Below are 18,463 nucleotides of genomic sequence, written 5' to 3' on the forward strand. Positions count from 1 at the left end.
CGTGTCCCGCGTGCCCGTCCGATCCTCGTTGCGCCGGGACCACGGCAATGCATCGCGCCCGGGAATCACGCGACGGGCACGACCGGGGCAACCGTGTGACGAAGCGAATTGTTCCGTCGATACGATGCGGGTTGCCGATGAAGATGAGATCCGTTTCGGCGCTTCGCGCGCTCGTACGAGGCCAACTGTTTCACCCGTGGAATCTGCTGCTCGCACAACGCGATCGCCGCCTCATGAGCGGGACATGCGCCGGAATCGAGGACCCATGCTGCGTTCGCTATCGCGCGAACGACAGTTCCTCCCATAAACAACCACGATTCATTCTGTGCCGAGTCCGCCCCGTTCCGCTGCATGTCGACCCGATACGGTGCGAACGATCGGGTAACCGATCGCCGCATGCATGGTTACCTGTCCGGCACGATACGTCTCCATTTGTGGGAGATGACGTTTGCGGGCAAAGACGACATCTGCCGCACAAGGTGAACGCTTCGATCGGCATTCGTTCACGATTGCGCAAGGGCATCACGCGAACGGTCGCATGTGCGAATGCGCGGCGCGCGTCATCGTGCCGACGTCACGAAGAGTCTTGAGCCTGTGCGACGAGGACGCCCGCACGTCCGGCGCTGGGTGCATGGCTCACAGCTTTTCCATCGGGTGCCCGGGTCTTGTGTGGACGTGCCACGCGAACGGTTTATCAATCCGAGAGCACCTTGTCGGTGAGCTTTTACAGGACCCGCCGACGTCCGGCGGTGAGAATTTTCGGGATTCGAATGCCGATCTGGTGAGGGTGAGCTTTGTTGACGGCGCTCGCCTCACGTTCGGGGCAATGCCGCAATCGCCGTGCTCGAGCCACCCTTGATCGCCGTCTCGCCGGCACAGGGATGCGATTCTTGTCCAGCCGATCGCGACACAGTACCGATTCCGGTACCGCCCAAAGGTAGAAAACTGCGAGGCTGAATGAGCGAAGCAAGAGCCAGGGGATGGGGTCCGAGCACAGGTCGCTGACTGAAAAGTGCCGGATAGGCCGGCGCGCGATAGCCGAAGACTTATCCACGCAAGCGCCGGCACAGACGCCAAAAAAACTGCTTGCGGATGGATTCCGACGATTTCTCACTGCTGTGAGGGAAGCCGGCGATATTCCCGTGTCGGTGGCGACGGCCGTTGCCTGCGGGTAATCCCTGATGGGAAACATACCGCTGTGGGCGTTTCCCGATCCCATAGATGGGAACCTATGCCCTGAAAACGTCGATTCCTTCCCATAAGTTTCTACGTTTGAGCACTTGTTAGTGGGTACTTACCTCCGTGGGAAGCCTTGTCAGGACTGGAAGGCCTACAGAATAAGGGCAAATATCGGGCGGTTCCACAGGCCGGAGGCCCAGATTGCTGTGCTTGTCGACCTTCTTGGTTCGCTTTGGTAGCGATTTATGGGGGCTGTTTTTCTGCACAGGCACACGTGTGTTTACATCTTTGGTAAACAACGTTTACTTCTTTAACTACTTTTAGACGGCTCACAGCCTTGCCTGACAAGGGTTTGACAGGGGTTCGGTACCCATTTATGGGGGCACAGGCGGAAGAGTATGGGGCTTCAGGTCTGTGGATTTGGGGAATCGGGTACCGAGTTGTGGGAAATAGGGGTTGTGGATATGGGGCACGCGTAGCCTGTTATGGGATTTGGGCCCAAAAACGCTTCAGGTAGCCCTCTATGGGGGAATCCATTGGTAGCCATTTATGGTGCGTTCTTGCGGATCTGCCAACGGTGCCGGGCACAGCATTTTATGTTGGGTTGCCGGTTATGGGGCGGATTTCAGGTAGTTCTTTATGGGGGCCTGCATTGAGCGCATGATCCCGTTTTGCTCGCTCCTTCGGTTGCAGGGTCCCATAAACAGGATAAGCCCGGCGGAAAGGTTACCTTCTGTGGGGAAATTTGAAGGTAGTCATCCATGGGAAACATTTTCGGCTGCCGAGCATGCATGAAGACAAAACGCCAGGCCGGTGGATTTCGACAGGTACCCGTTCATGGGATGCATCAAAGGTAGTGTGTTATGGGAGGATGCCGATCGTGTTGCACGGCACCACGAATCGGGTTCGCAAATCCCGTTCCGATCGATTGTTTCCCATGAATGGGTACCTTCAGTTGGGCAAGTCCTGTGCCGGATCCTGGTGACAGACCGCACAGGTAGCAGCCTTTGGGAGCTGTTTTTGGCCGAAAGGTATATGGATATGGGGCCCCGCACAAATCAAAAAACTGGAATTTTTCCTTTTGTGACGCTGAGTTAGCAGCGATAGTGAAAGTAATGCTGGAGAAAGAGACGTTGCTCGGCGGCTTGAAAAGGTATAAAGTCCGCCATCAACACGGTCACCTTCTCCGGACATCACGATGCCGCGCAAGCCCGCAATCAAAGGCTCCGACAAGCAGGTTTCGCTATTTCAGACGCCCGAGCCTCCCGATCTTCTGCGCAAGGCGGTCCAGGCAATCCATATCGCTCCGAAGTCCGGAAAGATCGGTCTGCAGCAGCGCAAGATGTTCAGCTCGCTGATCAAGAACGCCCTTCGTCAGGAAGCGTTCGAGCCCGGCCGGACGAGTTTCTCGATCTCGATCGCCGCGCTCTCGCACGAAAGCGGGTTGAACAGCAACAACACGAAGTACGTGAAGGACACGGTCAACTCGCTGATCAGTACCGTCGTCAACTGGGACTACCTGGCCGCGGACCGCTCGACGGTGTGGAAGGCGTCGGGCCTGCTCGCCGGCGCCGAGCTCGAGCAATCGGTGCTGAAGTACAGTTTCTCCGATCAGATTCGCAGCGAGCTGCTCAATCCGGAGATCTACGCGCTCATCGATATGCGGATCGCGCGCGAGTTTCGGCGCTCGCACTCGCTTGCCCTATGGGAAAACACGGTGCGCTACGAGGGGATCGGCATCACGGCGAAGATTCCGCTGCCAAAATTCCGTGATCTCATCCTCGGTCAGGACAAGGCATCGCAGTCGTACAAGGAGTACAAGCTCTTCAAGAGCAAGGTCCTGGTGCCGTGCATTCAGGAGGTGAACGAAGTTTCCGACCATATGCTCGAACTGATCGAACACAAGTCAGGTCGCAGCGTGGAGGCCGTCCAGTTCAAGGTGACGCGCAAGCAGAGCGCGGATATGGTCGAGGAAGGCGACGTCAAGAACGAAGCACTCGTCGACGAGGTCGCCAAGTTCGGCATCCCGCGTTCGGAAGCGCGCCGGTTGATCACGCAGTACGGCGTGCAGCGCATCAAGGCGGCAATCGCCTATACGCTCAATCGGACTACGAAGAAGAACGCAGCGCCGGTCGACAACGTCGCCGCGTATTTCCGCAAGGCGCTGACGCACGGCTATACGCTTGCCGACGGGCAGGGGACCGAAACGGCCGCGCCGGCAAAGGAATCCGCGCAGAGCAAGCAGGAACAGATTCGCGACAAATACCTGGCTGCGAAGGTCGACGAAGCCGGTGCGTATTTCCGTGAGCTCGAGATCGACGACCAGACCAAGCTGATCGAGCGCTACAACGAGACGGTGGCCGGTTCGAAGGATCTCACGCTGTCGCCGAAGAAGAAGGCGAGCAAGCTGGCGCAAACCAGTTTCTTCCGGTGGCTGGCGCTCGATACCTGGGGCGAACCGACCTCGGACGACTTGCTGGAATTCCTGCTGAAAAGCAGCCTCGCGACCAACTGATCAAGGCCTCGCAGCCTGGCATGCGCCGTGCGCCGGATTTCATCCGGCTGCGCCGTGCCATGCAGGTGCGGGGCCTTTGTCTTGCGCGCCTACTTTTGCGCGGCTGCCGCCAGTTCAGCGACGTATGCGTCGATTACGGTCTTGAGCCGGTCGGCGAGTGCTTCCTGGTGGGACGTATCGACGCCCTTCAGTTGCAGATCCAGACGCCCGTCCGGATAGGTCTTCAGCTGACCGATCGCGCGTGATTCGAGCGCGAAATCGTGACGCGCGCTGTAGCGCGTGCGCCCCGTCTTCTTGTTGCCGTCGCTCTGCGCGCGCAGGAAATTCTCGAGGTCGCGTACCGACTTCTTCCGGTCGATCACCGCCGTGAGCAGACGGTCGGCAGCCGGTTCGCCCAGGCGTTCGAAAATCAGCTTCAGGAAGTACGCCGCCTGCAGGCCGACCACATCGTTCGCGCTGGCCATCCGTTCGAGCAGTGTATTGGGCAGTGCGTTCAGCGACAGCGTCTTGCTGATCGACGCCTTGTCCTTGCCGATCTTTTCCGCGAGCGTGTTCTGGTCGGGGAAGACCTTTTCATCGAGAAGGCGCTTCCACGCGACCGCATCGTCGAAGATCGTCTGGCGCTCGTGATCGTGGTTGGCGCGATACGCGATCGTATAGAGCTGCTCGGGCGTGTGGTCCGTGCGGAACGTCGCGTCGATCGTTTCGTCGCCGTTGATGCTCGTCGCGCGCAGGCGGCGTTGCCCGTCGATCACGACGAGCTTGCCGGGAAAGTCCGGGAGACGCGTGACCTTGATCGGCTCGATCTGCCCTTCCCGCTTCAGCGTCAGTGCGAGCTCGTGCAGGCTCGACTCCGAATAGAACACGCGCGGGTTGAACGGGTTCGGGATGCAGTCCTTGACCGCGACCTTCTGCGGCGCGCCGAGGTCGATCGCGTCGGCGGGTGTGGCCGAGGTCGGGGCGACGGAGGGGGCGGCTTCGACGGTGGGATTCGACGCGGGCGTCGGCTCGGGCAGGCGCGTTTCCAGCGCCGCGTTTTCCTGCGCGAGCCCGCGCAGCAGGCCGGCCGCGAGATGCAGGTTGCCGGTCGGCTTCTTCTCTTTCGATGTGTCCTTAGCCATGAGCGGCTCCAGTAGCGCGCGTCGACGCGATGTATTGGGCCATTTCGGTGACCAGCCTCTCGATTTCCGAGCGGGCTTCCTTCAGCCCCTTCAGGTATCGATTGTGATGATGGATCGTGGTGCCGAGGGCGAACGTCTGCCGATAGACCTCGCGCTGCGCGATCTGGCTGTCGAGCAGATGCTCCCCTATTTCTTCAGCCCTTAGAATTTTTAAAATTTCTTCACGCATTTTAGTTTTTCCATTGACGCTATTCAGCATCAGCGCGGAAGACAAATTCGGGTTCCGAACCGCACGCATCGACTCGATCATGCGAATCATCGCGACGGTGCTGTACAGGTCGGCCGGCGACGGGGACAGCGGCACGAGACAGAAGTCGGCGACTTCGAGCACGGACGCGATGCGCGGGTCTTCCAGGTTACCCGGGCAGTCGACGACGATCACATCGAAATTTGCGTCCTGCTTCTTGATCTCGCCGCCGATACCGCGACCAGCGGGGGCCAATGATAGAACGGTCATCGGGAGCGTATTTTCCCCGCTCGTGACCCATCTGACCGACGTGCCTTGAGGGTCAGCATCGATCAAGGCGACCTTGTTGCCGCCGGCCTCGAAGGCCGCCGCGATATTGACGGAGATGGTCGTCTTTCCAGTACCACCTTTTTGATTACTGACGGCGATCTTGAAAGCCATTAAATTCCTCCAAGGAGTTTTGCGTAATATATGCAGTTGTTGTTGAAAAGTCCAGAAAAGTGTTAGATGAGCAGAGAAATTCTCTGATTGATGTAGTTGTCACGTGACAAGCAGGCCAAATGGCTGGCAAATGATTCGTGATTTGAAATCAAATTAAAAATAGAAACTGATGACGTTTCACACGAAATGGAATTTGCTAATCGAGCGCTGAGGACTTCAGCGCTGAAAGCAACAAGAAATCACAGTGCGGATTCACGGATGATTTCGTTATTGTTCTGGAAACGCTGGTGCAGTTCTGCCATCGACTTGCGAGCCGGAACGGCATCGGAATCCGCAGTTGTCACGTGACAAGTCGATACGGCTGACAAGGGACCGCAAATGCACGTGGATGGGGAGTATGCGGATTCGACGTGCGGTGGTGATTCTGCGGATTTTTCCCTCTTTCCTTTTTAATGCAGTTTGCGCTCAGCTATAACAGCTGGTGCCGGTGCCGGTGCCGGTGCCGGTGCTGGTGCTGGTGCGCGACTGCGACTGCGACGACGGATGTGGGTTGTTACGTGACAACCCGCCTCAGTGGCGATTTTGGACGGATATCGCTTGCCTCAACGCAGCTGCTATAGAAGTCACTAGCGTGAAGAAAGCGGTGCGATATACGAAGTATTCGTGGTCGGTTGGGGCAGGTCACTGATGGGGAGCCATTTGGGTTGCGCGGTTGTCACGTGACAACCGCTGAGGCTTCATGCCGGAGTGACCGGATTGATACGATGCGGCGTCTTCATTGGCGACACAAGAGGACGCGTTGTGCGGGCGTCGATGTGCGAGTGGGCCCGGCCCGGCCGGCGCTTTCTCTGAGCATTCCTGATAGGCACGTGCTCAACCTTCGCGGGCATACCGCTCAGGTATCTTGGTGAATATGATGTGTCCCCAATAAACCAGCGGATCAGCATCCACCCATCTACCGTTGTACCGACGATGGGGCAGGGGAGAGGAGGACAGATAGTTGGAGCTTTGTTGTGCCACGCGGGATTCGATGGTGGCGGGAAGGGGCATCGTGTCACGCATCCTTATTACTCGATGGCTTTTGGTGGCGAATTCATACATGTCGGCGAAGCGAGATGACCTGAATCAGCAGGGTCGTGAAACATTTCTCCAAAAAGGGGCGTCTTCGTAAACCCTTGTCTAGCAATGAGTTGTGCCGCTTTCTTCATGTTGTTTCACGCAAAATGAGTGCAATCGGCGGGCAAAATGGGGGCGCATGAATCTCGCATACGCTATTAGGCCCGAGCAACCGAGATTGATACAAAATCGTATCGATAAAAACGTGTTATGTAGTTATTGATACGATTTGATTCTGGGCGAACGTGCATTCCAATCGACGAGCCGACGACCTGAGACATCGCGCCGAACAGACCGACCGGGATTCAATAGATGTGGCTTCCTCTTCATCGCCAGTTGTCACGTGACAACGCGCTGCGCCGGCCGTGCCGGATTGCGAACCCGCAGGTGTCGGGAGAAGTCGAGGCAGGCGCCTGCTCGATACTGAATTTACGCGGGTGCCCCAAGGCGGCGTTGAGCGAAAGCTGATTCCGGAGGCGGCCTCGAATGACCGTCTGCAATGGGCTCGGCCAGTGTCTATCGCTACGTGGATGAATCGGGAATTTGCATCAAGAAGGTGAGCGTATCGCCATCATTGGACCGGCGCGTATATCTGGGCCAACGCCGGAGGTCTGCTCGCGGGGCTGGTCGATCGTTGTCGCCGACCATCTACCGACGAACTCTCTACCACGCCCCGGATCACGACGAAAATTCACCGCCGCGACGCTTCCGCCCAGAAACCGCCGCGACCAGCGAACCTACTTCGTCGCCTGCGATGCGCACGGCTGCCACCGGCGCGTTTTCATTGCGGGAGCCTTTGCCGGCTCATCGACCGATCGCCACCATCGGTCGCCGCGATGCGGCTCATTCAGATCGAGTCGCTCACCCATCCTGGGCGTTGACAGCTCGACGCCACGCACCATTGCCAGCGCGGTGACGCGCTCGAACGGTTCTTGCCAACGGTGCATCGCAAGATCGAACGTGCCATTGTGAATCGGCATCAGCGTGCGACCGCGCAGGTCGATGTGCGCCTGCACGGTTTCTTCCGGCTGCATGTGCACGTACGGCCATTGCGGGTCGTATGCCCCGGTCTCGATCAGCGTTACGTCGAACGGTCCAAGACGTTCGCCGATTGTCCGGAAACCGTCAAAGTAGCCGGTGTCGCCGCTGAAAAATACTCGCAGATCGTCGTCGACGATGACCCACGACGCCCACAGCGTGCTGTTGCCGTCAAACAGGCTGCGGCCGGAGAAGTGCTGCGCCGGTGTCGCGGTGAGCGTCAGGCCGTCGACGTCGATGCTCTGCCACCAGTCGAGCTGGCGTACCTTCTGCGAGTCGATACCCCACTCGATCAGGCGATCGCCGACGCCCAACGTCGTGACGAACACGCTGGTGGTGGCCGCAAGCGCTAGCACAGTGTCACGATCGAGGTGATCGTAGTGATCGTGCGACAGGATCACGCCGCGCAACGGCGGGAGGTCCTCGAGCGCAATCGGCGGCGCATGGAAGCGCTTGGGGCCGACGCGACGGAACGGCGATGCACGTTCGGCAAATACGGGGTCGGTCAGCCAGAACTCACCGCGCAGTTTCATCAGCAGCGTCGAATGCCCTAGCCGATACAGGCTGCGGTCGGGAGCCGCGTCGAGTTGTTCGCGGGGCAGTGAATCGATGGGCAATGCGCCTGTCGGGACCGTGTTGCGCGGCTTGTTGACCAGCATGTTCCATGCGATGCCGAGCATCTTGCCGAAACCTTCGACCGGCCGCGGTGCGACGTTGCTGAAGCGTTCGCCGTTGTGCTGCGGCGACTCGCCGGACAGCGTGCGGCCACGTCTGGCGGCGGCGAAACCCAGTACGCGATGAAGAAAAACGAGAGGCGAAGCCATGTCGATTCGTCCGGAAATGAAAGTACACCGGGCAGTGTAGTTTATCCCTGGGAAAAGTAAACTCGGCGGTGTAAAATTTTTCTATGGATACGAGTACTTCTCCTCAGCGCCTGACCGACCGAAAGCGTGCGGCAATACTCGCCGCGGCGATCGAGGAATTTCTCGCGGCCGGCTATGACGCGACCAGCATGGATCGCATCGCCGCGCGCGCGGACGTGTCGAAGCGCACCGTCTATAACCACTTCCCGGGCAAGGAAGCACTGTTCGCGGCGATCCTGCATCAGTTGTGGGACGCGACGCTCACCGCCGGTGCGCCTGCCTACTGCGCCGACGTGCCGCTACGCGATCAACTGCTCGCGCTGCTGGGCCGCAAATTGCGGTTGCTGAACGACGAAGCGTTTCTCGCACTCGCACGCGTCGCGATCGGTGCGGCCATCCACTCGCCGGAACGCGCGCGCGACATGGTCGAACGCATGGGCGAGCGCGAAGAAGACGTAACAGGCTGGATTCGCGCGGCCACGGCGGCTGGCCGGCTGACGGCGACCGATCCCGTATTCGCCGCGCATCAGCTGCACGGGATCGTGAAAGCGTTCGCGTTCTGGCCGCAGGTGACGATGGGCCAGCCGCCGCTCGGCGTGCCGGAACAGCAGAAGGTCGCAGAAGCGGCTGCCGACATGTTTCTTGCGTACTACGCGTGTGCGGAACACGCCGGTGCGTCAGGTACCGGACGGGACTGACCGCGCGCCGCGTGAAGCAGACCATGCGCATCGATATGCTCAATGTGAGCCTCATCCGCCACCTCGAAGACCGCGCCATTCGACAACTGGCGAACGCAGGCCCGGGCGCACGCGTCGACGTGCCCCGTTTGAGCCGCACCGACACGTGCGGCGGGCGTATTTGAAACCGAACGCGAGCGAACACCGATGAAGACGCTGTTAATCGTCTATCACACGATGACCGGAGGCACGCAGCAGATGGCCGAAGCGGCCGCGGGTGCCGCACGCGAGCAACCCGGCGTCGACGTCAGGTTGCAGCGTGCGGATGCGACGAACGCGGACGATGTGCTCGCCGCCGACGCCTACCTGTTCGCGACGCCGGAAAATCTCGCCGCGATGTCCGGGCTGATGAAGGATTTCTTCGATCGTTGCTACTACGCGGCGCTCGATCGCGTGAACGGCCGCCCGTATGCGGCGATGATCTGCGCCGGCAGCGACGGACAGAACGCGCTGCGCCAGATCGACCGGATCGCGACCGGATGGCGGCTCAAGAATGTGGCGCCGGGCCTGATCGTCTGCACCCATGCGCAGACACCGGAGCGCATCCTCGCGCCGAAGACGATCGACAGCGAGGATCTCGCGCGCTGCGCGGAGATCGGCGCGGGTCTCGCCGCGGGGCTAGCGCTCGGCGTGTTCTGATTAGCGGCGATGAAGCCGGCCGACGCGGAGCCGCAGCCGCGCGCGACGACCGGAGTGCGACGCCTGCTGTGCCGCGTTCGTTGGCCGCGCGTTCTGGCGTGCGCACGATTCGAGGGACTCCGCTCCTGCGAACCGCATCGTGGTTCGCGGCAGCGGCACCAATAGAATGGAATGTCGAGCCCTGGTCAGCCTTCCGGCGCTGGCGGCTGGTGGTATTCGGGCCACAGGCTTTTCACGAGATCGCGCGAAGCGCCATACGCATGGCAACTGTCGATCTTGAGCGGTTTTCCGTCGCCGTCTCGCTGATTCAGCGACGGCGGGCGCACGCCGACCATCGTCTGATAGGCCGCGGTCGCGACCGGACCGAGCATTTCCTTCAGATGGGTGCACGTGTCGCAGGCCGGCAGGCGCTTGCGGACCTCGCTGTTCCACCCAGCGCCGATGCGCAGCCCGACGAGCGCTTGCAGCGTGTCGCCGCCGCCCGGACACTGCGCATAAGGATGCGACCGGATGAACGTGGATACCGCACGCACGATCATGTCGGCGTCGAAGACCAGCGTCACGCCGAGGTCGTGAATCGGGGCAGCGCTGCGACCGTGCGCGTGCCGCCAGGTGGCGTGAAATCGCTCGTCTTGCGGTCCGCGAGACAGGCCGTGACTTCGAACAGCCCGTCGCTGCGCCGATAACCGCGCATGTCGATCTGCCGGTGGTGAATCTCTTCGCGCGTAATGCCGTCGTGCGGGAGGTCGTGTCGGGGATTCAAGTTTCCGCTCCGTGTCGTATAACCGGGGTCTCTTTGCATTCGACAGCGATGTCGTCGGCTGAGCAGCCGTAGTGAAACCGGTCACGGCAGGCTGCCGACGCTGTTGATCCGGCCATACTACGCATTTTTCGATGCCGCCGTCCGATCGACGATCGATGCGGACGCAACTAATAGAATGCCGGTAGCGATCGATGCACATTCCGCCACGTCGCGCGGATCGGATGCGCAAGCCCGGCCTCTCGGACAGCGTGAGTCGTCTGGCGTCTACGTCTTTGCTGTCCGTACCATCGCTCGCCATTTCGCACTGTGGAATAGCCGATGCGTTGCGTGACCGGGGCACTGACGTATGAGCGTGCAGAAAACGACACTACGTAACGCGTGTGTCGATACCTGTCGAAAACGCCGCCATAATGCGCAACACGACTGCGCGGACGCCTTGCCTGCGCCCGGATCCGTCAAATCCGAACCGGTGAGTCAACCGACTGCCGCGCGTACCGGTATACTTCCACTCCTGCCTTTGTCCGGCATCGTGGCCGGGTGCCTGAAACAGTGGTGGTGGCGATGCGGCCCCGCAATGATCCGCATCGGTGGCAGACGAGCCGCAGGCGATGCGGCGAACGCCGATGTGCAGAATGGCTGCACGAACCACACCTTATATTCCTGGTGGATTGAATTTATGGGTTTTGAACAACTTGCCGAATTGCGGGCGCAGCTCGCAGCAAAGGCGAAGCAGGAGCGCAACGCGAAGCGACCGGCTACGCAACCGGACGCAGGCGCGAAGCCGAAATCGAAGTCCGGCGACCGGCCCGCTCGTGGGGCCAAATCGGGTGCCGGGGCCAAAGCGTCGTCCGGCGCGAAGCCCGCTTCGGCGAAGCCGTCGACGCCGGTCGATCCGGTCATCGTCGCAATCGGCAAACTGCAGCGCCGGTTCCCGCGCGCGTTCCCGAAGAATCCGGCCCCGAAGGTGCCGCTGAAGGTCGGTATCTGGGATGACCTCGCCCGCGAGGCGCAAGCCGTTGGCCTGAGCGAAGCCGAGCTGCGCGAGGCGATGTCCACGTGGTGCCGCGGCAATCGTTACTGGTCGTGTCTCGTCGAGGACGCGGTGCGGGTCGATCTGCAAGGTAACGAAGCCGGGCGCGTGACGCACGACGACGCGGCGCGTGCGCGCCGGCTGAAGTCGCGCCGTCCGGGCAACAAGGGCGGCGCGCAAGCAGCGAAGGGCGCCCCGCAGCCGAAGGTGGAAGCGCAGGCCGACGCCGCCGCGCCGCAGCCGGCGACCGCGGAAGCATCGGCCGATGCAGCACCGCAGGCCGAGCAGCAAACGGCCGCGAGCGAGTAACACGCGATGCGTCGCCGCGCGACCGCGCGGTGACGGCCTGTCTGCACCGCGCAGGCAGCGCATACACGACAGACCGACCTGTCCCCGCCCGGGGCAGGTCGGGACTGCCTCCGCTGGCGGCACAGCCAGTCAGTCTCACCCAATCAGCATCGAACTGCCTCGAACCGACGACGAAAGCGCGTCGGCGGACGCGGCTTGCGTAACGTATCGCTCATGTCAAGCGAGCAGGGTGACCGGGTATCGAGGAGGGGCGGCGTGCATCATGAATTCACGGTGCCGTCCCACCTGGAGAACGCTGTGCAGGCGAGCGTCGCGCGCGACTGCGCACCCATGTTTGCGGGCAGATGGTCGACGCGTGCGCCACCGAGTGAGTGGCCGACGCACATTCACTTGCGCCCAATCATAATAATTCGTTTTCCTAATGTAATGGAATTGTAGATAAAACCCGGATTCCCACCCACGCGAATTTGTCGCACGTGAGTTGTTGTCAGGCGCGAAGTGCGGCCGTACTCGAGGGACCGACGTGTGATGTCCGGATGCGCCGCCGCAGCCGCCCGCTTGTCGGTTGGCGACCCGTCACACAAACGCGATAATCTCCCCGGCACGAATCGCCGGGCCGACTGCATTGCCGACAGCGCATGACGCGACAGGCACCTGAAAGCCTGCGCAATTCGTCCGACATTCCCCGAAATTGAAAGGCACCGGCAAGCCGTACGCGCCACCGCATCACACGAAACCTGCCGATTCCATACGCCCGACGCCCTACGCAAAGACCGCATCATGAACCCGAGACATTCCGCGATTCTCGTCGCGCTCACCGCCGCCGCGTTGTTCGGCGCCGCGACGCCGCTCGCCAAGGCACTGATCGGCGCGATGTCGCCGTTCCTGGTCGCCGGCCTGTTCTATCTCGGCAGCGGGATCGGCCTGGGCGTCGGGATCCTGCTGCGCGGGCTGCGCCGCCGCGCGCCGGCCCAGGACGCCGCGCCGCTGCAACGCGCGGACCTGCCGTGGCTCGCCGGCGCGATCGCGGCCGGCGGTGTCGCGGGTCCGGCGCTGCTGATGCTCGGGCTGTCGAGCACGCCGGCCGCGACGAGTGCGCTGCTGCTCAATCTCGAAGGCGTGCTGACGGCGGTCATCGCCTGGGTCGTGTTTCGTGAGAACGTGGATCTCCAGGTGTTTCTCGGCATGGTCGCGATCGTCGCCGGCGGCACGCTGCTGTCGTGGGTGCCGGGGCGCGCGGGCGTGCCGGTCGGCGCGCTGCTGATTGCCGGCGCATGCCTGTGCTGGGCGATCGACAACAACCTGACCCGCAAGGTCGCCGCGAACGATGCGATGGTCATCGCGTGCGTGAAAGGCCTGGTCGCCGGGCCCGTGAACATCGGCATCGCGCTTGCGACCGGCGCGGCGCTGCCGGCCGTTCCGGCCGCGGCCGCCGCGATGCTGACCGGCCTCGGCGGCTACGGGATCAGTCTCGTGTTGTTCGTCGTCGCGCTGCGCCATCTCGGCAGCGCACGCACGGGCGCGTATTTTTCGGTGGCGCCGCTGTTCGGCGTCGTGCTGTCGTTGCTGATCTGGCCGGCGCTACCGTCCGTCACGTTCTGGATCGCGGCCGCGCTGATGGCGCTCGGCATCTGGCTGCACGTGCGCGAACGGCACGAACACGAGCACACACATGAGCGGCTCGAGCATACGCACCGGCATCGGCACGACGAACATCATCAGCACGCGCATGACTTTCCGTACGACGGCGATGAACCGCACACGCATTCGCACGTGCATCTGCCGATCACGCACAGTCACGCGCATTTCCCGGACATCCACCACCGCCATCGACACTGATCGTGCGGCACGGGAGAACGACGCGCGTTGCGTGCCATGCGTATCGCAAGGTAACCGTTTATGGGGTAGTCGTTTCGTGCCCGCGGCGCCGCTTCGGCGTCGATCGATCCGGGCGACCAGCGGCGACCAGCGGCGACTCAGCCTTCCGTCTGAATCAACCGGATCAACGACCCGTCCGGGTCGATCAGCGCGCCGACGGTGCCGCCCCATGCCTCGCGTTTCGGCCGATGCGCACGCGGCCAGCCGGTCGCTTGCTCGGGAATGCCGGCGGCGAGCACCTCGTCGAAAAACGTGCCGACGTCGGCGAGCCGGAAACAGCAGCTGAACCAACTCGTGGCCGGATCGAGACCGGGATGCGGAAAGAATTCCAGCAGCAGGTCGCCGCGTCTCAGGATCATCCAGCCGTCGTCGCGCCAGGTCTCGACGAACCCGAGCTTCGCGTAGAAAAGCGACGTGGTGTCGAATTCGCGCGACGGCAGATTGGGACTCGCATAGTCGGTCAAGGCTGTTCCTCCGGTGGGGGTTGCGATCGAACGAAGGCGCGGGAACACGCGCGGGTGGATGTCGCGCATGATCGGTCAAACGATGCGCACCGACAAGCCGCACAGGCCGCCGCCGCGACTATCGTCCCGGGGGAAAGCAGAATCCGAAATCCTCGCAGCCCGGGCATCCGGGGGCAGGTCCGGATTGCAGGCCGAGCGATGCGGCCACTTCCTGCGCGAGGAATTTCTTCCAGCGCAGCTGCGTGACATTGCGTGCGGCGAGCGCGGGGAAATAGCGGTCGAGCATCGCGGATACCGCGTCGCGTCCGTCGAGGCCGAGATCGCGCCACAAGTGATCGGGGCGCAGGCACGCATGCGCGATGATGGCCGCGACGCAGTCGGCATCGTCGCGTGCGACGGCGGGATGCGCATCCAGCATCAGGAGCGCGTGCAGCGTCGCGACGAACCGCGCGTACGCGGCCGGCAGCGGCGCGATGGCGACCGCCGCCACGAGCGCGGCGGCATCGGTGCAACTCAGGTGTGGAAACTGGCGGGCAAGCATGCCGCTCAACCGGGCGGGAGACAGGCCGAGCAGCGCGAGCTCGTTGCGGCATGCACGTGCCGCAACGAGGGCGCCGAACAGATGCGCATCCGGAGAATCGGCGTCGGCCGCCCCGGACAGCAGCGATTGCAATATGCGTTGATGCGTGTGCCCGAGCGCGGACGTCATCGTGTGCGCCTGCACGCAGGCCGGGCATTGCGCACCGCTTGCGGGTGCGCCGAACGACGGGTCGTCATTGCAATCGATCAGACGATCAGGCGATCACTCGACCCCGACGATCACGCTCGACGCCTTGAAGATCGCGGACGCGGCCTTGCCGCTCGCGAGGCCGAGACGATCGACGCTGTCGTTGGTGACGATCGCGACGATTTCCGTGCCGCCCGCGGCCTCGATCACGACTTCCGAATTGACCGCGCCCTTCGCGATCGACGACACGGTGCCCGCGACGCAGTTGCGGGCCGACACCTTGCTGCTGTCGACGTCGACCATCACGATCACCGACGATGCCTTGACGAGCGCGAACGCCTTCGTGCCGGCCGCGAGGCCCAGCGACGCGACGCTGCCATGTGTGATCACGGCGACGATGTCGAGGCCGTCCAGGGTACGCAGCGTGACTTCGTCGTTGACGGCACCGGGCTTGACGGCGCCGATCTGGCCGGCGAATTGATTACGGGCGCTGGTTCGCATGATGACTCTCCGGGGAAATGAGCCGCCCGTCGGGTGGTGAGCGAAGGACGGAAGCTGCGGACGAGTTTACCGGCAATGCAGGTGAAGCGCGACGTCGGCATCGGCATACCGGACATGCGAAACCGCGCCCGATGGTGCGGGACAGCAGGCGTGTCGTGCCCGCCGTGCCGTCGCGCGCGCTTGCTTCTTACTTCACAGTGGCTGACACAGCGGCCGGTGCGTCAGCCGCCGACGTCTGCCGCGCCGCAGCGGGCGCCGCATCGCCTTCCCAACCGCCGCCGAGCGCGAGGAACAGCTTCACCTGGTCGGCGGCGACCTGTCCTTCGGCCGCGGCGACCTGTGCGCGCACGCTCGTCAGCGTGCGCGTCGCATCGAGATCCGAGATGAACGACTCGCGGCCGGCCGTATAGAGCCGGTGCGTTTCGTCAGCGGAACTGCGTGCCGATTCGTAGGCCGTGCGCAGCGCATCGGTGCGCTGCACGTCGGCCGCATAGGTCGCGAGGCTCGACTGCGTTTCGCGCAGCGCATTCAGGACGACACCGTCGAAATGCGCGAGCGCGCCGCCGGTCGCGGCTTCGGCTTCGCGCACGCGCGCGCGCTGGCCGTTGACCGGGAATGACCAGCTGATCAGCGGTCCGAACGACCAGCGATTCGTGGTGGACGAGAACAGGTCGGCGGCGAGGCCGACGGAGCCGGCCGACGCGCCGATGCTGACCGACGGATACAGTGCGGCGGTCGCGACACCGATCCGCGCGGTCGCGGCGGCGAGCTGACGCTCGGCTTCGCGAACGTCGGGACGGCGGCGCAGCAGCGCGGCGCCGTCGCTGATCGGAATCGGCTGGCGCAGTTTCGGCAGCCGCTCGCATTCGGCGACCGCCTTCGGCAGGTCGGCCGGCGAGCGCGCGAGCAGCGCGGCGAGCTGGTATTGCGCGATCTTGCGGCGGCCTTCGAACCGCGGGATGTCGGCGGCGAGCGTGCGCACCTGCGTGACGCCGCGCGTCACGTCGGTCTGGTTGCCGCGCCCTGCATCGCGCAGCCGTTGCGACAGCTTCACGCGCTGCTGCTGCAGCGCGAGCGACTGCTTCGCGATCGCGAGTTCGTCGCCGGCGGAGCACGATTCGACGTACGCGCGCACGACGTCCGCGACGACGGTGATGCGCGCCAGGTCGGCGGCCGCCTGCACGGCTTCGCTGTCCGCGCGCGCGGCCTCGACACCGCGCCGCAGCTTGCCGAACAGATCGAGTTCGTACGACACGCTGATGCCGACCGCGCCTTCGTTTACGACCGGCAGCTTGTTTTCGAGCAGAAACTGCTCGGCCGATTCCTGCGCGCGCTGCACGGCCGCTTCCGCGCTGCCGGAGAAGCCGCCCTGTTCGTTCGCGACCTCCAGCGCCGCGCGCGAACGCGCGAGGTTGGCCGCGGCGACACGCAGGTCGGTGTTCGATTTCAGCGCGCCGCGCACGAGCGCGTCGAGCACGGGATCGTCGTACAGCTGCCACCAGTTGCCGGGCACCGCGTCGCGCGACACGAGCGTGCCGTTCGCGTCGTCGAGCGCATGGTTCGCGAGCGGCGCATTCACGTACGCCTGCTGCGGCAGCGTGTAGTCGGGGCCGACGGACTTGCACGCGCCAAGTGCGAGCGCGAGCGGCGCGAGCGCCGCGGCGAGGCGCAGGCCGTGCCGCTTCATTGCGAGGCTCCCGTCGCGCCGGCAGCCGCGGGCGCCGACGCCGACGCCGACGCCGACGCGGAAGTGCCGGCAGACGGCGTCGCCTTGTCGTCGCGGCGCGTGTCGGTGCGCACCGCAACGGTCGCGGTGCGGCCGGCGATCATCCGGAAGTCGTCGGGCACCTCGTCCAGCACCACGCGCACCGGCACGCGTTGCGCGAGCCGCACCCAGCTGAATGCGGGGTTCACGTTCGGCAGCAGGTTCGCGCCCTGCGTGCGGTCGCGATCCTCGATCGCGGCGACGATGCTCTGCACGTGGCCGCGCAGCGGATGCGGCTCGCCCATCACGACAATGTCGACCGGCTGGCCGATATGGATGCCGCGCAGCTTGGTTTCCTCGAAGTAGCCGTCGACGCGGAACGAATTGCGGTCGACGACCGACAGCACCGCGCGGCCCGCCGGCACGTATTCGCCGACGCGCGGCGCGCGGTCGTTCAGGTAGCCGTCGACGGGGCTCACGATCGTCGTGCGTTGCAGGTTCAGCTTCGCGGTATCGAGCGACACCTGCGCATCGGCGACGGCGGCTTCGCCCTGCTCGACGCGCGTGCGGCTTTCCTCGACCTGTTCGCTGGCGACCAGGTTGCCGAGCTGCAGGTTGCGCGCATATTCGCGCTTCGCCTGAGCGAGCGTCGCGCGGCGCTGCGCGAGCGTCGCTTCGGCGAGCCGTTCCGCGAGCGCGTAGCGGGCCTGGTCGATCACGAACAGCACCTGGCCGCGCTTCACCTCCTGGTTGTCGGCGACCTCAACCGCGGTGATGAGCCCCGACACGTCGGGCGCGACCTGGATCACGTCGGCGCGCACGTGCCCGTCGCGGGTCCACGGCGAGAACATGTAGTAGTTGATGATCCGCCACAGCACGAGGGCGGCCACGACGACGACGATCAGGGTGAGCAGGATCTGCCCTGCCGAGAGCCAGGTTTTTTTCACGGTTAGCTAGCCACGAGATGGTGAGACACGATGACGACTGCGGCAAGCACGAACACGTAGATGCCGAGGTCGAAGATCGAACGGTGCCAGACGAGGCGGTAAAAGCCGACGCGTTCGAGCAGCGCGCGCACGACGATGTTGATCAGATAGGCGATCAGCATCAGCACGAGCGGAGCCGGCACGAATACGCCGAAGATGTCGATTTCGCCGATCATGGTCGCGGTCGGAAAGACGGGTTGGAAA

15 protein-coding genes and 1 pseudogene are annotated in these 18,463 nt (G+C 63.3%); 6 read left to right on the plus strand and 10 right to left on the minus strand.

Annotated elements, in window-relative coordinates; all coding sequences use genetic code 11:
• Positions 1-2,377: 2,377 nt before the first annotated feature.
• Positions 2,378-3,694: a replication initiation protein gene (locus DIE23_RS26485; protein WP_124614826.1), complete on the plus strand. Its 1,317-nt coding sequence runs from the start codon at positions 2,378-2,380 to the stop codon at positions 3,692-3,694.
• Positions 3,695-3,783: 89 nt separating this feature from the next.
• Here the strand turns inward: DIE23_RS26485 and DIE23_RS26490 are convergent, their stop codons facing one another.
• From DIE23_RS26490 to DIE23_RS26500, 3 genes are all read right to left on the minus strand, one after another.
• Positions 3,784-4,815 (minus strand): ParB/RepB/Spo0J family partition protein, encoded by a 1,032-nt coding sequence (locus DIE23_RS26490; protein ID WP_124614827.1) that lies wholly within the window; start codon positions 4,813-4,815, stop codon positions 3,784-3,786.
• Entirely contained in the window at positions 4,808-5,503 is a 696-nt protein-coding gene (locus DIE23_RS26495; RefSeq protein ID WP_124614828.1) for a ParA family protein, read from the minus strand. The genes DIE23_RS26490 and DIE23_RS26495 overlap by 8 nt, the downstream gene beginning before the upstream one ends.
• 1,853 nt (positions 5,504-7,356) lie before the next feature.
• Entirely contained in the window at positions 7,357-8,481 is a 1,125-nt protein-coding gene (locus DIE23_RS26500) for an MBL fold metallo-hydrolase (RefSeq protein ID WP_124614829.1), read from the minus strand.
• An 83-nt stretch (positions 8,482-8,564) separates the two neighbouring features.
• On the opposite strand from DIE23_RS26500, the gene DIE23_RS26505 reads away from it, so the two are divergent.
• The 3 genes from DIE23_RS26505 to DIE23_RS26510 are packed head-to-tail and all read left to right on the plus strand — an operon-like array spanning position 8,565 to position 9,896.
• Positions 8,565-9,218, plus strand: a complete 654-nt coding sequence (locus tag DIE23_RS26505; protein ID WP_124614830.1) for a TetR/AcrR family transcriptional regulator — start codon at positions 8,565-8,567, stop codon at positions 9,216-9,218.
• 11 nt (positions 9,219-9,229) lie between these two features.
• Positions 9,230-9,382 carry a hypothetical protein gene (locus DIE23_RS39685; RefSeq protein WP_185646538.1) on the plus strand — a complete coding sequence of 51 codons (153 nt, stop codon included), beginning with the start codon at positions 9,230-9,232 and terminating at the stop codon, positions 9,380-9,382.
• Positions 9,383-9,404: 22 nt separating this feature from the next.
• On the plus strand, positions 9,405-9,896 hold the full coding sequence (locus DIE23_RS26510) for a flavodoxin family protein (protein WP_124614831.1): 492 nt from the start codon (positions 9,405-9,407) through the stop codon (positions 9,894-9,896).
• Positions 9,897-10,081: 185 nt separating this feature from the next.
• Here DIE23_RS26510 and DIE23_RS26515 read toward each other — a convergent pair.
• Positions 10,082-10,590 (minus strand): annotated as a pseudogene (locus tag DIE23_RS26515) (DUF2889 domain-containing protein).
• A gap of 745 nt (positions 10,591-11,335) precedes the next feature.
• Here DIE23_RS26515 and DIE23_RS26520 point away from each other — a divergent pair.
• Together DIE23_RS26520 and DIE23_RS26525 are read left to right on the plus strand one after the other, a co-directional pair.
• Entirely contained in the window at positions 11,336-11,998 is a 663-nt protein-coding gene (locus DIE23_RS26520; protein WP_124614866.1) for a ProQ/FinO family protein, read from the plus strand.
• 780 nt (positions 11,999-12,778) lie between these two features.
• Positions 12,779-13,837 carry a DMT family transporter gene (locus tag DIE23_RS26525; protein ID WP_124614832.1) on the plus strand — a complete coding sequence of 353 codons (1,059 nt, stop codon included), beginning with the start codon at positions 12,779-12,781 and terminating at the stop codon, positions 13,835-13,837.
• A gap of 137 nt (positions 13,838-13,974) precedes the next feature.
• On the opposite strand, the gene DIE23_RS26530 is transcribed toward DIE23_RS26525, so the two are convergent.
• The 6 genes from DIE23_RS26530 to DIE23_RS26555 form a co-directional block, all read right to left on the minus strand.
• Positions 13,975-14,340 carry a bleomycin resistance protein gene (locus DIE23_RS26530; RefSeq protein ID WP_124614833.1) on the minus strand — a complete coding sequence of 122 codons (366 nt, stop codon included), beginning with the start codon at positions 14,338-14,340 and terminating at the stop codon, positions 13,975-13,977.
• Positions 14,341-14,458: 118 nt separating this feature from the next.
• On the minus strand, positions 14,459-15,049 hold the full coding sequence (locus tag DIE23_RS26535) for a nitrogen fixation protein NifQ (protein WP_124614834.1): 591 nt from the start codon (positions 15,047-15,049) through the stop codon (positions 14,459-14,461).
• A gap of 93 nt (positions 15,050-15,142) precedes the next feature.
• Positions 15,143-15,568 (minus strand): molybdopterin-binding protein, encoded by a 426-nt coding sequence (locus DIE23_RS26540; RefSeq protein WP_124614835.1) that lies wholly within the window; start codon positions 15,566-15,568, stop codon positions 15,143-15,145.
• A gap of 187 nt (positions 15,569-15,755) precedes the next feature.
• Complete coding sequence (locus DIE23_RS26545; RefSeq protein ID WP_124614836.1) at positions 15,756-17,255, minus strand: efflux transporter outer membrane subunit; 1,500 nt, start codon at positions 17,253-17,255, stop codon at positions 15,756-15,758.
• Positions 17,252-18,220 (minus strand): HlyD family secretion protein, encoded by a 969-nt coding sequence (locus tag DIE23_RS26550; RefSeq protein ID WP_124614837.1) that lies wholly within the window; start codon positions 18,218-18,220, stop codon positions 17,252-17,254. The genes DIE23_RS26545 and DIE23_RS26550 overlap by 4 nt, the downstream gene beginning before the upstream one ends.
• Positions 18,221-18,222: 2 nt before the next feature.
• Positions 18,223-18,435 carry a DUF1656 domain-containing protein gene (locus DIE23_RS26555; RefSeq protein ID WP_044849171.1) on the minus strand — a complete coding sequence of 71 codons (213 nt, stop codon included), beginning with the start codon at positions 18,433-18,435 and terminating at the stop codon, positions 18,223-18,225.
• Positions 18,436-18,463: the final 28 nt, after the last annotated feature.

This window comes from Burkholderia sp. Bp9143, from assembly GCF_003853645.1.
In the GTDB taxonomy this organism is placed as follows: domain Bacteria; phylum Pseudomonadota; class Gammaproteobacteria; order Burkholderiales; family Burkholderiaceae; genus Burkholderia.

Bases quoted from the DNA above. Each gene is read 5' to 3' on its own strand.
- DIE23_RS26485 (WP_124614826.1), top strand. From the start codon at position 2,378: ATGCCGCGCAAGCCCGCAATCAAAGGCTCCGACAAGCAGGTTTCGCTA.
- DIE23_RS26490 (WP_124614827.1), bottom strand. From the start codon at position 4,815: ATGGCTAAGGACACATCGAAAGAGAAGAAGCCGACCGGCAACCTGCAT.
- DIE23_RS26495 (WP_124614828.1), bottom strand. From the start codon at position 5,503: ATGGCTTTCAAGATCGCCGTCAGTAATCAAAAAGGTGGTACTGGAAAG.
- DIE23_RS26500 (WP_124614829.1), bottom strand. From the start codon at position 8,481: ATGGCTTCGCCTCTCGTTTTTCTTCATCGCGTACTGGGTTTCGCCGCC.
- DIE23_RS26505 (WP_124614830.1), top strand. From the start codon at position 8,565: ATGGATACGAGTACTTCTCCTCAGCGCCTGACCGACCGAAAGCGTGCG.
- DIE23_RS26510 (WP_124614831.1), top strand. From the start codon at position 9,405: ATGAAGACGCTGTTAATCGTCTATCACACGATGACCGGAGGCACGCAG.
- DIE23_RS26520 (WP_124614866.1), top strand. From the start codon at position 11,336: ATGGGTTTTGAACAACTTGCCGAATTGCGGGCGCAGCTCGCAGCAAAG.
- DIE23_RS26525 (WP_124614832.1), top strand. From the start codon at position 12,779: ATGAACCCGAGACATTCCGCGATTCTCGTCGCGCTCACCGCCGCCGCG.
- DIE23_RS26535 (WP_124614834.1), bottom strand. From the start codon at position 15,049: ATGACGTCCGCGCTCGGGCACACGCATCAACGCATATTGCAATCGCTG.
- DIE23_RS26540 (WP_124614835.1), bottom strand. From the start codon at position 15,568: ATGCGAACCAGCGCCCGTAATCAATTCGCCGGCCAGATCGGCGCCGTC.
- DIE23_RS26545 (WP_124614836.1), bottom strand. From the start codon at position 17,255: ATGAAGCGGCACGGCCTGCGCCTCGCCGCGGCGCTCGCGCCGCTCGCG.
- DIE23_RS26555 (WP_044849171.1), bottom strand. From the start codon at position 18,435: ATGATCGGCGAAATCGACATCTTCGGCGTATTCGTGCCGGCTCCGCTC.